Below are 14,339 nucleotides of genomic sequence, written 5' to 3'. Positions count from 1 at the left end.
GAACGGTCCTTCATGGTCGAGTGTGCCCGTTTCCCGCGAGGACCGTCGTCGGCCCTCGCCCCGGGCGGTGGGGCGGCCACGGCAGCGCGTCGGTGGACGGGTCCCCGGCGCGCACGAACCGCAGCCACGCGGCCCGCACTACCGCGCCCAGCGGTTCGACGTCGGCGTCCCAGTCGGCGCCGCGCAGCATCGGGGCGTCCTCCCACGCCGCGCGGGCCCCGAAGACGAAGGGCAGCTCGATGCAGTGGCACGCGCCGAGCCCGGACGCGGGCGCCCGCCAGTCGAAGCGGTAGCTGAACACCCGGGTCCTCGCCCGTGCCGCGGTGTCCGCGAGCCGGAGGGCCGGTGCCCCGAACACCCGCCGCGTCGCGACCGCCGAGCCCACGCCGGCCACCCGGCCGAGCAGCGGGAGGCCGCGGAGCCGCCGCAGCGCCGGGCTGATGGCCATGAACGTCTCGGCCTCGTCCGCGGTCGAGCCGACGAGCAGGTCGTGGCCCGCCGTCGCGGCCCGCGCCCACGTCGTGCCCGGCGCCAGGGGCGCGACGCCGTCGACGGGCGCGAACGCCGGCGAGGAGTCCAGACCGCCCGGGCCGGCGGCCCGCACCATGGCGTGGCGCTGGGCCGCGAGCAGCACGTCGACGCCGGCCGTGGCCGGGTCGGCGCCGTCCAGCCCCTCGGTGACGTAGCCGGCGATCCGGGCCGCCCGCTGCGGCGAGGAGAGCCCGAGACCGAGCTGGCCGCTCTGCAGGATCGCCCGCCGGAACAGCGGGCGCGCCTCGGGCACGGTCAGCAGGCAGGCGATCGCGTGCGCCCCGGCCGACTGGCCCATCACCGTGACCTGCGCGGGGTCGCCGCCGAACGCCGCGACGTGGTGCTTCACCCAGCGCAGGGCGGCGAGCACGTCGAGCAGGCCGAGGTTGCCGTCGGAGACCCCGGGCGCGGCGAGCCAGCCCAGCACCCCGAGCCGGTAGCCGACGCTGACCGTGACGACGTCGCCCTCGGCGACCAGGCGCGAGGTGTCGTACCAGGACGTCGACGCCGACCCGATGACGTACGCGCCGCCGTGCAGCCAGATCAGCACCGGGCGTGGGACGCCGTCGGTGAGCGCGGAGGCGGGCGCCCGGACGTCGACGCGCAGGCAGTCCTCGTCCTGCACGGCGTCATCATCCGACGACGGGCCGGTGACCACCCTGACGCGCGCCGGGAGCTGCGGGCTGATCGGGCCGGGCGCGACCGCGTCGCGCACGCCCTCCCACGAGGGCGGCGCACCGGGCGGCGCGAACCGCGCGGCGGTGGCGTAGCGGATGCCGCGGAAGGCGACGACGTCGCCGTCCCGGCGACCCCGCAGCGACCCCTGGGGGAGGTCGACGGTCGGCTGCGCGGTCCTCACCCGAGATGGTGCTCGACGAGGTGCTCGCCCAGCAGGTCGAGGCCGAAGTCGTGCCCCGGGTCGCGCCACACCGAGTGCGCGTGGTTGACGTTGCGCTGGGTGTTGTCCCACTCCGCGAGCAGGCGGGGACCCTGGAGGCGGTAGTAGTGCGGGTCGCCCCGCTGCACGCCGCCGGCCCACGCGAAGTGCACCGCGTCGAGGGCGTCGCCCTCGAACCGCGCCCGCTCCCGCTCGACCAGCCCCGGCGGCATCCGGCCGACGTAGGTGTCGAGCAGCGCGCGCAGGATCGACTTCTGCCCCGCACCCAGGTCGGCCCCGGCGATCCCGCGCGGCGCGGCGGTCAGCTCGGTCGCCGCGTGGTCGGCCTCGGTGACGCCGAGCTGGGCCTCGAGCCCGTCGTGCATCGCCCACATGCGGTCCTCGAGCTCCTGCGCGAAGTGCCCACGCCACAGGTCGGGCAGGGGGATCAACCGATCGCCGGGACGGGGCTGGACCCGGTTGCCGCCGATGATGTCCGGCGCCGCGGTGTCGGTGAGCACGGCGCGCGAGCGCTGCTCGGCGTCGAGGGCGTGCAGCAGCTCGCGGGCGGTGTCCTCGACGCCGCCGAGCGGGCGCAGCTCCCGGCCGCCGAGCAGGGGCGAGGCCATCGGGTCGGCGCCGAGGAAGCACGGGCTGCCCGCCGCGGCCTCGCCGTCCATGACCAGGTGGTTGACCGAGACGTGGTGCCCGCCGAAGCGCCACGACCAGGGGGCGCCGCTGCTCGGGTCGCCGAAGACGCGCAGGTAGTACATGGCGGGATCGCGGCCGCGGTCGCGTTCGAAGCCGGCGACGAAGCCCTCGGTGCGGTCGAGGACGTTCTCCAGGCCCATGATCGTCGCCGCGGAGACGTAGCCGGCCTCGGAGAGCCCGGTGGACAGCAGGCGCATCGCCGCGCGCTGCTGGTGGGGCCGCTGCTGGTGGAGGGTCAGCCCGCCGTGGTCGGTCGGCGTGTAGAACCAGAGCACGCGCTCGGCGTCGGCGGCCTTCGAGCCCGGCCAGGTCCACACGCCGGTCGCGCGCTGCTCGTCGTCGAGCGTCTCGATCCACGCGACGGCCGCCTCGGCCATGGCCGAGGCGACCGTGCGGGGCGTGGCCGGGGAGGTCACTACTTGATCCGCTGCAGCTGGGTGATCACCAGCCCGTCCGCGCCGCCGACGAGGTACTCGTCGAGCTTGCCGGCGAACTCCACGAGGTGGCTGTTGGCCAGGTGCGCCTCGAGGTGGCCGGGGCTCTGCCAGTTCTCGTAGAACACGAACGTGGCCGGGTCGTCGACGGCGACGTGCAGGTCGTAGTTCACGACGCCGTCCTCGGCGAGGGTCGGCTCGACGAGCTGCTCGAGCTCGGCGCGCAGCTCCTGCTCCTTGCCGGGCAGGGCGGTCATCTTGGCGACGACCGTGAGCAGCGTGCGGTCGTTCTCGGTGGGCGTGGGGGTCGGCACGCGGGGCCTCCAGGGCTGGGTTGCTGTCCGGGTGAGCGACGTCGACAGCCTCCTACCCGCGACCCCGGCGGGTCACGCGTCGCGGCGCGGCGGGTCCTCCTCGTCGGTGCGCGACCCGGTGCCGTCCTCCTCGTCGGAGATCGACCGCGACGAGGCCTGACGCCCGGCGGCGCTGTCCGCGTCCTCCGGCTCGCCCTCGATGACGACGGACTCGCCGGAGTTCTCGGAGCCCTCCGAGCCCTCGTCGGAGGTCCCGGAACCCTCGCCGGACCCGTCGTCGGGCGACCCGACCGGCGCCTCGGCGTCCCCGCCGCCCGGCGAGCCCGGCGAGCTCGACGAGCCCGACGAGCCCGACGAGCCCGACGAGCCCGGCGACCCCCGCGAGCCCCGCAGACCCGCGGCCGTCGGCGGGCCGGCCGGCGGGCCCGGCGGGCTCGCCGAGGGCGGCGCCGCCGGCGGGGGCGGGGTGTTGGTCAGCGTCCGCGAGGCGCGGATCGCCGAGCGCGCCCGCACGTGCTGGACGCCGACCAGCCCGGCGCCCAGCGCCAGCGCCAGCACACCGAAGATCGCGATGGCGGCCACCGTCGCGAACGCACCGACGAGGATCGCCAGCACGCCCACGACCACCCAGACCATGCCGATCGTGCGCATGGTCGCGATGGTCGGCGGCGGGTCCGGCGGTCCGGTCACGGTGTGGGGTCCGGGGTCACGTCCGATAGCCCGCCTTCTCGGCGCGGTCCAGGGACGCCTGGACCTCCTTCTCGGCCTCGGCGCGCCCGACCCAGGAGTGGCCCTCGACCTTCTTGTCGGGCTCCAGCGCCTTGTAGACCTCGAAGAAGTGCTGGATCTCCATGCGGTGGTACTCGTCCAGGTGGTGGATGTCGCGCAGGTGCTCGAGGCGCGGGTCGTCGCTCGGCACGCACAGCACCTTGTCGTCGCCACCGGCCTCGTCGGTCATCCGGAACATCCCGATCGCCCGGCTGCGCACGAGGCACCCGGGGAACGTGGGCTGCTGGACGAGGACGAGCGCGTCGAGCGGATCGTCGTCCTGGCCGAGTGTGTTCTCGATGTACCCGTAGTCCGCCGGGTACCGCGTGGCCGTGAACAGGGTGCGGTCCAGCCGCAGCCGCCCTGTCTCGTGGTCCATCTCGTACTTGTTCCGGCTGCCCTGCGGCACTTCGACCAGCACGTCGAACTCCACGCTGCTCCTCCCGGTGAATGCGGCGTGTGGGGCCGTCAGTGTCGCGCCCCCCGAAAGGGCCGGCCACCCCACCCCGGTCCGCGGTGGCGGACACCCGGACGGGGTACCCCTTTTCCCCGGGGACCAGGAGGTGGCGGATGGGCATCTCTCGGCGGTTCGACGCCTTCCAGCGCCGCCACCGGTGGGCCGCCCTGCCGATCGCCGTCGTCTACAAATTCGTCGACGACCAGGGCGCCTACCTCGCCGCGCTGCTGACCTACTACGGCTTCCTGTCGCTGTTCCCGCTGCTGCTGCTCGGCGTCACCGTGCTCGGCTACGTGCTCCACGACGATCCGGCCGCCCAGCAGGCGGTGCTCTCCTCCGCCCTGCGCAACGTGCCGGTGATCGGCGACCAGATCCGCGACAACGTGCACCAGTTCAGCGGCAACACCGCCGGGATCGTCGTGGGCGTCGTCGTCGCGGTGTACGGCGCCCTCGGGGTCACCCAGGCCGCCCAGCACGCGCTCGACGAGGTCTGGGCGGTGCCGCGGGCCGAGCGGCCGAGCATCTGGGCCGCCTACGGCCGGGGCGCGCTCGTCGTGCTGTTCGTGGGCGCGGGGATGCTGCTCACGGCGGGACTCTCGGCGCTGGCGACCGCGGCCGGCGAGACCACCGGGCTCGGCGGGCTCGGGCGCGGGACGGCCACCGTCGCGGGCGTCGTGGTCAACATCGGCCTGTTCCTCATGGCCTACCACCTGCTGCCGGCGCGGCGCAGCCGTGTGCGGGACCGCTGGATCGGCGCCGTGGTGGCGGGCGTGACCTGGCAGGTGCTGCTGACGATCGGCGCCTGGCTCGTGGGCACGCGCCTGCAGGGCGCCAGCGCGGCGTACGGCCTGTTCGGGATCGTGCTGGGCCTGCTGGCGTGGATCTACCTGGCGGCGTCGGTGTTCGTGCTCTGCGCCGAGCTCGACGCCGTCCTCGACCGCCGGCTGCACCCGCGCAGCCTGTTCAGCATGTACCCCGACGACCGCGACACCACGGCCGCCGACCGCCGCGCCTACGCCTCGTACGCCGAGTCCGAGCGGCAGAAGGACCACCAGTCGGTCGACGTCACGTTCGACGACGCGCCGCTGGTGCCGGAGCCGCGGCCGCCGGGGGAGCAGGCGCCACAGCAGGCGACACCGCGGGCGCCGGACCGGGCGCCGACCGACTGAGCTGACGCCGCAGCGCCCGCTGCCGGGCGACACCGACCACGACGAGGACGACCACCTCGAGCAGCGGCGCCGGGAAGCCGAGGGCGACGGTCAGCGCCACGTCCCCGGGCGGCGCGAGGACCCCGGCGGCGACCAGCGGCGCCCCGGCCTGCGGGAGCCGCGCCCGGCCCCGGGCCCGCTCGCGGCGCGCCACCGGCGTCCGCGACCAGGGCTTGGCCACCGAGACCCAGGCCTGGAAGGCCACCGCCGACGCCATCGCCGCCGCGCCCGCCACCTGCGCCGCGGGCGCCGGCGTGCCGCCCGCGGCGAGCTCGTCGAGCACCGGGGAGAGGATCGCGATCCCGACCCAGAGCGCCGCGAGCGTGATCGCCGCCTTCACCGCGACCCACCAGTGGTGCACCAGGCCCCACGCGGTCGTCCAGGCGAGCACGAGCCCGGTGGTCGTCGAGGCGTTGGCCGCGACGGCCAGCAGGTACACGTCGAGGTGCCGTGCCGCGCCGACCGCCGCGCCGGCCACCGCCGGGTCGCTGCGCGAGAGGCCCAGGAGGATCGCGAGGGCCGCCGCGCCGCTCATCCAGGCCGTGGAGCTGGTCACGTGCAGCCACACCAGGAGGTGGCGCCAGTGCTTGGTGGTCACGGCGACCAGCGTCGTGACCGCCCCGCGCCGCGACATCGGGGCCGACCCCGGGACGCGCCCCCGGTGCGCCGTACGTCGCCGCGCGTACGCGATCGCGTGGGGCACGTGTGGAGGGGCGGGACAGGTGGTACTCAGCGCCGTCGCGACCCGGGAGCGCTCCGGGCCCGCCCGCGCTGCACCACGGCGGCGCCTCCCCCGCACCTCCTCGCGAAGGAGCCCGCGTGGCCACTGTCCGGTACCGCCTCCACGAGCGCCTCGGCGGGGCCGCGAGCCGCGTCCACCGCGCGCACGACGTCCTGCTGCAGCGCGACGTCGTGGTCAAGTCGTTCCCCGGGGACGACGGGCGCGAGCGCTGGGAGCGCGACGCGCTGCTGCGCGAGCGGCTCGGGCCCGGCCGGGCGATGGAGGTGCTCGACGGCGCCCCCGACGGCGACGACGGGCCCTTCGTCGTCATGCCGCTCGCCCGCGACGGCAGCCTCGCCGCCGCGACGACCCCGTCCGACCCGGCCGCCGCCGCCCTGCTCGTCGCCCGCCTCGCCGCGGGCCTGGGCTGCCTGCACCGGCGCGGGGTCGTCCACGGTCGCGTCGGTGCGGACGCCGTGCTGCTCGACCCCACCCTCGGCCCGCGCTGGACCGGCGACGGCGCCCCGGCGCCGGTCGGCGCCTCGCCGGAGGACGACGTCCTCGCGCTGGCGCGCATCGCCGTGCTGGCCGCGACGGGCCCGCTCGCGCTGCCGCCCGCTCCGTCCGGGGACGTCGTCGACGCCGTGCGCGCCCTGGTGCACGACGCCGCGGACGTCGACGCCCGCGAACGCCTCCGGGCCGGCCTCGCGGGGCTCGCGCCGGCGCTCGGGCCCCGCTCCGCCGGCCACCTCGGGGAGCGTGCCACGTCCGGTCGCTCCCGGCGCGCGGTGCTCGTCGCCTGCGTCGGTGCCGTGATCGTCGGCGGGGCGCTGGGGGTCGGCGCGGGCGCCACCGGTGGCGATGCCTCGGCCGCCGTGGCCGGCACGATCGGCGACCCGGCGGTCGTCCGCCCCGCCCCGGCCCTCCCGGCGCACACCCTGATCTTTCCCGAGCCGGTCGACGAGGGCGGCGCGTCCTCGCCGCCGGCGCGCACGGGGAGCCGGGCGGGCGCGGGCGGCGCGTCGTCCGCGGGGATGCGGGCGACCTCCTCGGGCCTGCGTGACCGGTCGGGGGACCGCGCCGAGGAGCGGGCCCGGGACCGCGCCGGGGACGGACCCGGCGGCCGCGCCGAGCAGCACACCGACGACCGGGCCGAGGACCGCGCCGAGGATCGCTCCGGGGGTGACGACCGCGACGCCGACCGGGGCGGAGCGACCCAGGGCTCCGACGACACCGACGACATCGACGACACCGACGACACCGCGGACGACCCCGACCGCTCCGAGGGCTCCGGCCGCTCCGACGGCGATGCCGGCGGTCCGGTCGGCGACCTGCTCGACGCGGCGTTCTGACCGCACCCGCACGCACGACGGCCCGCGTCCCCGGTGGGGGCGCGGGCCGTTGTCGTGGCGCGGGGCTGCGTCGGGCTGGGCGGCCTCAGGCCTGCTTGACGGCCGAGACGTCGAACTCGAGGCCCACCTTCTCGGACACGAGCACACCGCCGGTCTCGAGCGCGGCGTTGAAGGTGATGCCCCAGTCCTTGCGGTTGATCGTGGTGGCGCCCTCGAAGCCGGCGCGGACGTTGCCGAAGGGGTCCTTGGCGAGGCCGGTGAACTCGAACGGGACGGTCACGGACCTGGTGACGTCGCGGATCGTGAGGTCGCCGGTGATGTTGTAGGTGTCGCCGTCCTGCTCCACCGAGGTCGACCGGAAGGTGATCTCGGGGTAGACGTTCACGGCGAGGAAGTCGTCGCCCTGGACGTGGCCGTCGCGCTGCTCCTGGCCGGTGTTCAGGCTGTTGGCGGCGATGACGATCTCGACGCCCGAGCGGGCGGGGTCCTCGCCGATGGTGGCGGTGCCGCGGAACTCGCCGAACGAGCCGCGGACCTTGGTGACCATCGCGTGCCGGGCGGTAAAGCCGATGCGCGTGTGGGCGGGGTCGATCTGGTAGGAGCCCGCGAGCTCGAGGGTCGGCGCGGCGGTCTCGGTCATGACGTCCTCCGTGAGACTTGAAGCATCAACTTTCACGGCAGAGCCTAGCACTGTCGGTTGAGACGTCAACTATTGCGGGGTGCTGTGAGCGGGGTCTCGCCGCGGGCGGGGTTCAGGCGTGGGTGCCGAGGTCCCCGTCGCCCACGACGACCGGCCCGTCCCAGCGGGCGGTCAGGGCGCCGGCGAACGCCTCGGCGCCGGCGCCGCGCACCTGCACGATCAGCCGGTCGCCGGCGAGCCCCGCGGCGCTGCGGGCGAAGCGGGCGATCGCGTCGGGCTCCCACGCCGCGGGCACGACGTCGACGGCGACGCGCACCGACGTGGTCGCGAGCAGCACGGCGAGCGCCTGGGCGGTCGAGGGCCAGTGGTGCCGGGCGGAGGCGTCCTCCGCACCGGACGGGACGACGACCACCGCGACCCCGTCGGCCTCGGCGGCGCGGGCCCGGTCGAGCATCGCGTCGAGGTCGCGGGAACCGCCCGCGGGGGTGACGAGACCGTGGTCGATCCGGTCGAGGTGGACCACGCGGGGCGGGGCGAGGGTCACGGTGGAGGGCTCCAGAGCAGGGTCGCGGTCGGGGCACGCAGAGGCACCCGCCATGAGGGAGGTGCTCAGGTGGCCCGGCGACAGCGCTCGTCGAACGCGTCGTACCGGCGGCTCGGCCAGAACGGCTCGAGCGTCTCCCCGGTCATGCGCGGGAGTCTGCCCCCGGCCCCGGGGAGGGACAAGCGTTACCTTCACCTCATGGAGCAGGCCGATCTCAAGCCCCGCAGCCGCGACGTCACCGACGGGATGGAGCGGGCCGCGGCCCGCGGGATGCTGCGGGCCGTCGGGATGCGGGACGACGACTTCGCCAAGCCGCAGATCGGCGTCGCGTCGTCGTGGAACGAGATCACCCCCTGCAACCTGTCGCTGGACCGCCTGGCCACCGCGGCCAAGGAGGGCGTGCACCGCGCCGGCGGGTTCCCGATGGAGTTCGGCACGATCTCGGTGTCCGACGGGATCTCCATGGGCCACGAGGGGATGCACTACTCGCTGGTCAGCCGCGAGGTCATCGCCGACTCGGTGGAGACGGTGGTGTCGGCCGAGCGGCTCGACGGCACGGTCACGCTCGCGGGCTGCGACAAGTCCCTGCCCGGCATGCTCATGGCCGCCGCGCGCCTCGACCTCGCCTCGGTGTTCCTCTACGCCGGCTCGATCATGCCCGGCACCGTGGACGGCAAAGAGGTGTCGATCATCGACGCCTTCGAGGCCGTCGGCGCGTGCGCGCGGGGGCTGATCAGCCGCGAGAAGGTCGACGAGATCGAGCGGGCGATCTGCCCCGGTGAGGGCGCCTGCGGCGGCATGTACACCGCCAACACCATGGCCTGCGCCGCCGAGGCGATGGGGATGGCGCTGCCCGGCTCGTCCTCCCCGCCCTCGGCCGACCGCCGCCGCGACGGCTTCGCCCGCGCCTCCGGCGAGGCCGTGGTCGGCATGCTGTCCCGCGGGCACACCGCCCGCGACGTCATGACCCGCGAGGCGTTCGAGAACGCGATCGCGATCATCATGGCCTTCGGCGGCTCCACGAACGCCGTGCTGCACCTGCTCGCGATCGCCCGTGAGGCCGGCGTCGAGCTCGTCCTCGACGACTTCAACCGCATCGGCGACAAGGTGCCCCACCTCGCCGACGTCAAGCCGTTCGGGCGCTGGATGATGAACACCGTCGACCGGGTCGGCGGCGTCCCGGTGGTCATGAAGGCGCTGCTCGACGCGGGCCTGATCCACGGCGACTGCCTCACCGTCACGGGCAGGACGGTCGCCGAGAACCTCGAGGAGCTGCGGCCCGAGGGCCTCGACGGCGAGATCCTGCGCCCGCTGTCGAACCCGATCCACCCCACCGGCGGGCTGACGATCCTGCGCGGGTCGCTGGCCCCCGACGGCGCGGTGGTGAAGTCCGCGGGCTTCGACACCGCCTCGTTCGAGGGCACCGCGCGGGTCTTCGACGGCGAGCAGGGCGCCATGGACGCGGTCGCCGGCAACGTCGAGGGCGTCGCGCCGCTGGAGCCGGGCGACGTCGTCGTCATCCGCAACGAGGGACCGCGCGGCGGCCCCGGCATGCGCGAGATGCTCGCGGTCACCGGCGCGATCAAGGGCGCCGGGCTCGGCAAGGACGTCCTGCTGCTCACCGACGGTCGCTTCTCCGGCGGCACCACCGGGCTCTGCGTGGGCCACGTCGCCCCGGAGGCCGACCACGGCGGGCCGATCGCGTTCGTCCGCGACGGCGACCGCATCCGCCTCGACCTCTCCGCCCGCACCCTGGACCTGCTGATCTCCGACGAGGAGCTCGCGGCCCGGCGCGAGGGCTGGACGACGCCGCCGCCCAAGCACCGCACGGGCGTGCTCGGCAAGTACGCGCGCCTCGTCGGGTCGGCGGCCGAGGGGGCCGTGGTCGGGTTCGCGTGATCCCGTCCCTGAACCGCTGCCCGTTCGCCGAGCTCACCCCCGCCGAGCTCTACGACCTGCTCGCCCTGCGGGTGCGCGTGTTCGTCGTCGAGCAGGACTGCGCCTACCAGGAGCTCGACGGCCTCGACGCGGCCGCCGAGCACGTGTGGACGCGCGGACCGTCCGGCGAGGTCGCCGCCTACCTGCGGGTTCTGACCGACGGCGCCGACACGCGGCTCGGCCGCATCGTCACCGCGCCCGAGCACCGCGGCACCGGCGCGGGGGCGGCGCTGGTGCGCGCGGTGCTCGAGGGCGTCGACGGCCCCGTAGTGCTCGGGGCCCAGGTGCAGGCGCAGGGCTTCTACGAGCGCCTCGGCTTCGTCGTCGACGGGCCGGGCTACGACGAGGACGGCATCCCGCACGTCCCCATGCGACGTCCATGACGGCCGCGGGATTCTGAGCGCCCGCGGTCCTGAGCGAAGGGCACCTTCGCTCGCGGAGAGGTGGGCGACGGGCGCCCGCCGCCGGAACGGGACGCGCGCGTCACGGCGCCCCCGAAGATCAGGAGCGCGCTGTCGACCCCCGGCGTCGGTCCGACGTGCACCAGGTCGCCCGTGATCTTCGGCGGAGGGTGCCGACGCCACCTCGCACTCCGGCGGGCGAGGGGCGCCACCCGCCAGAACGCCCAGCTCCTCCACAGCCGCTTCTCAGGAGCCAGGCGGACAGTGGGTGATGTGGAACTCCTGCTCATCCTGCTCGTCGTCGGCGGTCTCATCGCCCTCGTGGCCACGCGCGGGCGCGGCCGGGGCACCACGGCCCAGAACCAGCTCGGCGACGCCGAGGCCGAGGCCCGCCGCTGGTACGAGCGCCTCGGCGGCCAGGTGCTCAACCTGACCGGCTCCGACGAGCCCTCGAAGCAGGCGCTCGCGGACGCCGCCGAGCGCTACACCGCCGCGGGCTCACAGCTCGAGCAGGCGAGCTCGGCGCCGCAGTACCGCCTGGTCACCGACACCGCGCTCGAGGGCCTCTACTACGTGCGCGCCGCCCGCACGGCCATGGGCATGGACCCCGGCCCGGAGCTCCCCGGCTCCGCCGAGCGGTCCCGCGCCGGCGCGCTGGACGCCGAGCAGTCCGTCGATGTCGAGGGGCGCAGCGTCACCGGCTCGCCGCAGCCCTCCGCGCAGAACAACCACTACTACCCGGGCGGCATGGTCGGCGGCCGTCCCGTGCCCGCGGGCTGGTACTCCGAGCCGTGGTGGCGGCCGATGCTGCTCGGCGGCGTCGGCGTCGTCGGCGGGATGATGGTCGCGAGCGCCCTGTTCTCCGGCTTCGGTGCCGCCGCGGTCGGGGGCGACGCGATGGCCGGTGGGGTGGACCCGGGCATGGATCCCGGCATGGACCCGGGCATGGACCCGGGATTCGACGGCGGGGGATTCGACGGCGGGGGCCTGTTCGGCGGCTGGTGAGCCGGCGTCAGCGCAGGGTGGGCGCGTCCCACCAGGCGACGCCGTCGGCGAGGGCCGCGGGGTCGGGGTCGTCGAGCTCGGCGGCCAGGAGCGCCTGCAGGTAGGCGCCGATGCCGGGCGCGAGCACCCGGCGCTCGTCCTCGTCGGGCCCCGCCACCAGCACCTGCCCGACGGTGCCGCCGGGGGGCGGGTCGAGGTCGACCATGAGGTGGTTGCCGCCGCCGTCCTCGGCCAGCGGCCACCACGGCGCCCGCGTGTAGACCCGGTGCACGGGGTCGTGGCCGCGGACAGTGATCATCTCGTCGACGTCGTCGACGTCGTCGACGTCGTCGGCGGTGTAGGTCGCGCGGATGTCCGCCCAGCCCTGCCACGCGCGGCGCGCGCCGGCGAGCGGGAGGAACTCGTGGCCGGGGAAGAGGTTGGTCCGCAGCCCATCGACATGGCGCGACCCGACCTGCCCGTCGGCGAGCCGGTACAGCGCGGCGAGCTCGTCGGGGAACCCGCCGACCACCTCGCCGGCCGCGGCGATCACGTCCTGCCCGGCGGGCGGGCGCACCATCGCCCGCGCGCCCCAGCCCTGCGCCTCGAGCCGGTCGACCCAGCGCCACCACAGGTCCTCGATCATCGACGCACAGTCTGCCCGAGACGATCGACACCCCCCGGGGTCGTACCGGGGCGCACGATCTCTGGGAGACTGGTGATGCACAGGGCGCCGCACCGGCGCCCGTGGGTCGTCAGCACACCGCGCACGCCGCGGTTCCCCCTCCACGACGGACGGGCCGACGCTCGCGGCCCCTCGTTCCCCCTCTGGAGAGGTCTCCGACATCCCGACGACGTCTGCTCCCCGTTCCGCCGCGCCCTTCTCCGACCTCGGCTTCCCCCCGGCCGTCGTCGAGATCCTGGCCGCCCGCGGGATCACCGACCCCACCCCGATCCAGCAGGCCGCGATCCCGGACGCGCTGTCCGGGCGTGACGTGCTGGGCCGGGGCCGGACCGGCAGCGGCAAGACCCTGGCCTTCGGGCTGCCGATGCTCGCGCGCCTCGCCGGGGGCCGCACCGTGTCGAAGCGCCCGCGCGGGCTCGTGCTGCTGCCCACCCGCGAGCTCGCGAGCCAGGTCCGCGACGCGCTCGCCCCGCTCGCCGAGGCGCTCGGCCTGCGCCAGACCGTCGTCTACGGCGGCGTCGGCCAGGGCCGCCAGGCCGAGGCGCTGCGCAGCGGCGTCGACCTGCTCATCGCGTGCCCCGGACGCCTCGAGGACCTGCTCGGCCAGGGCCTCGTCGACCTCGACCGCGTCGAGGTCACGGTGCTCGACGAGGCCGACCACATGAGCGACCTCGGCTTCCTGCCGGCCGTGCGCCGGCTGCTGCGCCGCACGCCCGCCGACGGGCAGCGGCTGCTGTTCTCCGCGACGCTCGACGGCGAGGTCGACCGCGTGGTGCGGGAGTTCCTGCACCGCCCGGTCACCCACAGCGTCGACACCGCGCAGGAGCCGGTGCCGGACATGACCCACCACGTGTTCACGGTCGAGGCCGCCGACCGGACGGCCGTGGTGCAGTCGCTCGCCGAGGGCCGGGGCCGCAGCATGCTGTTCACCCGCACCAAGCACGCCGCGCGCAAGCTCTCCCGCCAGCTCACCGCGGCCGGCATCCCCGCCACCGAGCTGCACGGGAACCTCTCCCAGCCCGCCCGCGACCGGAACCTCGGCGGCTTCGTCTCCGGCGACGTGCGCGTGCTCGTGGCCACCGACATCGCGGCGCGCGGCATCCACGTCGACGACGTCGGGCTCGTTGTGCACGTCGACCCGCCGGCCGAGCACAAGGCCTACACCCACCGGTCGGGGCGCACGGCGCGCGCCGGGTCGGCCGGGGACGTCGTCACCCTCGTGGCGCCGGCCGAGCGCTCCGAGGTCGCCTCGATGACGCGCAAGGCCGGGATCAAGCCCCGGACCGCGACGGTCCGGCCCGGCGCGCCCGAGATCACCGAGCTCGTCGGCGAGCCCGCTCCCCGCGTCGACCCCGAGGACGGGCCGCAGTCCGCGTCGCGCAAGCCGGCGCCGCAACCCGCGGGCGGATCGTCGGGCGGGTCCCGCCGCGGCGGACGCTCGGGGGCCGGGTCGGGCGGGCCCGGCGGCGGTGCTCGTGGTTCCGGGGGGCGCGGCTCGGGTCGTGGCTCCGGCGGCGAGCAGGGTGCTCGCGGCGGCGATCGTGCCGGCGGCGGCGGGGGACGGCCGCGCCGCCGTGGCGGCGGCGCCCGCGGCGCAGGCGAGCAGGCGGGCTCGTCCTTGCCAGCCGCCACGTCCTCCTCGGCGGGGGGCGCGCGGCGCCGTCCCACCGGCGGCGGCGCCCAGGCCGCACCCCAGCACTCCGCGGCCGCGCACTCGGCGCGCGCCGGGGCGGGACGCGGCCGCGGACGTCGCTGACCGCACCTTCTCACCGTG

The 14,339-nt window shown here is 75.9% G+C and carries 15 protein-coding genes; 6 read left to right on the top strand and 9 right to left on the bottom strand.

The window, feature by feature from the left end:
* Positions 1-10: 10 nt before the first annotated feature.
* The 5 genes from PHK61_RS17390 to PHK61_RS17370 form a co-directional block, all read right to left on the bottom strand.
* A complete protein-coding gene (locus PHK61_RS17390; RefSeq protein WP_274282266.1) occupies positions 11-1,390 on the bottom strand; it encodes a carboxylesterase/lipase family protein in 1,380 nt (459 codons plus the stop codon).
* Entirely contained in the window at positions 1,387-2,535 is a 1,149-nt protein-coding gene (locus PHK61_RS17385) for a DUF3500 domain-containing protein (RefSeq protein WP_274282265.1), read from the bottom strand. The genes PHK61_RS17390 and PHK61_RS17385 overlap by 4 nt, the downstream gene beginning before the upstream one ends.
* Positions 2,535-2,867, bottom strand: coding sequence for a putative quinol monooxygenase (locus PHK61_RS17380; RefSeq protein WP_274282264.1), 333 nt, complete (start codon positions 2,865-2,867; stop codon positions 2,535-2,537). Before PHK61_RS17380 ends, PHK61_RS17385 begins: the two co-directional genes overlap by 1 nt.
* Before the next feature lie 72 nt (positions 2,868-2,939).
* Positions 2,940-3,518: a hypothetical protein gene (locus PHK61_RS17375; protein WP_274282263.1), complete on the bottom strand. Its 579-nt coding sequence runs from the start codon at positions 3,516-3,518 to the stop codon at positions 2,940-2,942.
* Between the two features lie 55 nt (positions 3,519-3,573).
* Positions 3,574-4,068, bottom strand: a complete 495-nt coding sequence (locus PHK61_RS17370; protein ID WP_274282262.1) for an inorganic diphosphatase — start codon at positions 4,066-4,068, stop codon at positions 3,574-3,576.
* 137 nt (positions 4,069-4,205) lie between these two features.
* Between PHK61_RS17370 and PHK61_RS17365 the strand changes: the two genes are divergently transcribed.
* Entirely contained in the window at positions 4,206-5,261 is a 1,056-nt protein-coding gene (locus PHK61_RS17365; protein WP_274282261.1) for a YihY/virulence factor BrkB family protein, read from the top strand.
* Here PHK61_RS17365 and PHK61_RS17360 read toward each other — a convergent pair.
* Positions 5,158-5,898: a hypothetical protein gene (locus PHK61_RS17360; protein WP_274282260.1), complete on the bottom strand. Its 741-nt coding sequence runs from the start codon at positions 5,896-5,898 to the stop codon at positions 5,158-5,160. The genes PHK61_RS17365 and PHK61_RS17360 overlap by 104 nt on opposite strands.
* 221 nt (positions 5,899-6,119) lie before the next feature.
* Here PHK61_RS17360 and PHK61_RS17355 point away from each other — a divergent pair, with 221 nt between their 5' ends.
* Entirely contained in the window at positions 6,120-7,373 is a 1,254-nt protein-coding gene (locus tag PHK61_RS17355) for a protein kinase family protein (protein ID WP_274282259.1), read from the top strand.
* A gap of 85 nt (positions 7,374-7,458) precedes the next feature.
* On the opposite strand, the gene PHK61_RS17350 is transcribed toward PHK61_RS17355, so the two are convergent.
* Together PHK61_RS17350 and PHK61_RS17345 are read right to left on the bottom strand one after the other, a co-directional pair.
* Positions 7,459-8,013, bottom strand: a complete 555-nt coding sequence (locus PHK61_RS17350; RefSeq protein WP_274282258.1) for a YceI family protein — start codon at positions 8,011-8,013, stop codon at positions 7,459-7,461.
* A 112-nt stretch (positions 8,014-8,125) separates the two neighbouring features.
* Complete coding sequence (locus PHK61_RS17345; protein ID WP_274282257.1) at positions 8,126-8,611, bottom strand: hypothetical protein; 486 nt, start codon at positions 8,609-8,611, stop codon at positions 8,126-8,128.
* A gap of 144 nt (positions 8,612-8,755) precedes the next feature.
* Here PHK61_RS17345 and ilvD point away from each other — a divergent pair, with 144 nt between their 5' ends.
* The 3 genes from ilvD (at position 8,756) to PHK61_RS17330 (ending at position 11,901) form a co-directional block, all read left to right on the top strand.
* Positions 8,756-10,456 (top strand): dihydroxy-acid dehydratase, encoded by a 1,701-nt coding sequence (gene ilvD / locus PHK61_RS17340; RefSeq protein ID WP_274282256.1) that lies wholly within the window; start codon positions 8,756-8,758, stop codon positions 10,454-10,456.
* Positions 10,453-10,878: a GNAT family N-acetyltransferase gene (locus tag PHK61_RS17335; RefSeq protein WP_337993973.1), complete on the top strand. Its 426-nt coding sequence runs from the start codon at positions 10,453-10,455 to the stop codon at positions 10,876-10,878. Before ilvD ends, PHK61_RS17335 begins: the two co-directional genes overlap by 4 nt.
* Positions 10,879-11,169: 291 nt before the next feature.
* Positions 11,170-11,901: a hypothetical protein gene (locus PHK61_RS17330; RefSeq protein ID WP_420791407.1), complete on the top strand. Its 732-nt coding sequence runs from the start codon at positions 11,170-11,172 to the stop codon at positions 11,899-11,901.
* 7 nt (positions 11,902-11,908) lie between these two features.
* Here the strand turns inward: PHK61_RS17330 and PHK61_RS17325 are convergent, their stop codons facing one another.
* The gene (locus PHK61_RS17325) at positions 11,909-12,526 is read right to left on the bottom strand and encodes an SMI1/KNR4 family protein (RefSeq protein WP_274282254.1); all 618 of its coding nucleotides are present in this window, start codon (positions 12,524-12,526) and stop codon (positions 11,909-11,911) included.
* Positions 12,527-12,725: 199 nt separating this feature from the next.
* On the opposite strand from PHK61_RS17325, the gene PHK61_RS17320 reads away from it, so the two are divergent.
* On the top strand, positions 12,726-14,321 hold the full coding sequence (locus PHK61_RS17320) for a DEAD/DEAH box helicase (RefSeq protein ID WP_274282390.1): 1,596 nt from the start codon (positions 12,726-12,728) through the stop codon (positions 14,319-14,321).
* The last annotated feature ends 18 nt before the right edge of the window (positions 14,322-14,339 follow it).

Origin of the sequence: Actinomycetospora lutea, from assembly GCF_028737205.1 — a bacterium.
Classification (GTDB): domain Bacteria; phylum Actinomycetota; class Actinomycetes; order Mycobacteriales; family Pseudonocardiaceae; genus Actinomycetospora; species Actinomycetospora lutea.
This window is presented reverse-complemented; position numbering and strand designations above follow the sequence as displayed.

Bases quoted from the DNA above. Each gene is read 5' to 3' on its own strand.
- PHK61_RS17375 (WP_274282263.1), bottom strand. From the start codon at position 3,518: ATGCGCACGATCGGCATGGTCTGGGTGGTCGTGGGCGTGCTGGCGATC.
- PHK61_RS17365 (WP_274282261.1), top strand. From the start codon at position 4,206: ATGGGCATCTCTCGGCGGTTCGACGCCTTCCAGCGCCGCCACCGGTGG.
- PHK61_RS17350 (WP_274282258.1), bottom strand. From the start codon at position 8,013: ATGACCGAGACCGCCGCGCCGACCCTCGAGCTCGCGGGCTCCTACCAG.
- PHK61_RS17345 (WP_274282257.1), bottom strand. From the start codon at position 8,611: ATGGCGGGTGCCTCTGCGTGCCCCGACCGCGACCCTGCTCTGGAGCCC.
- ilvD (WP_274282256.1), top strand. From the start codon at position 8,756: ATGGAGCAGGCCGATCTCAAGCCCCGCAGCCGCGACGTCACCGACGGG.
- PHK61_RS17325 (WP_274282254.1), bottom strand. From the start codon at position 12,526: ATGATCGAGGACCTGTGGTGGCGCTGGGTCGACCGGCTCGAGGCGCAG.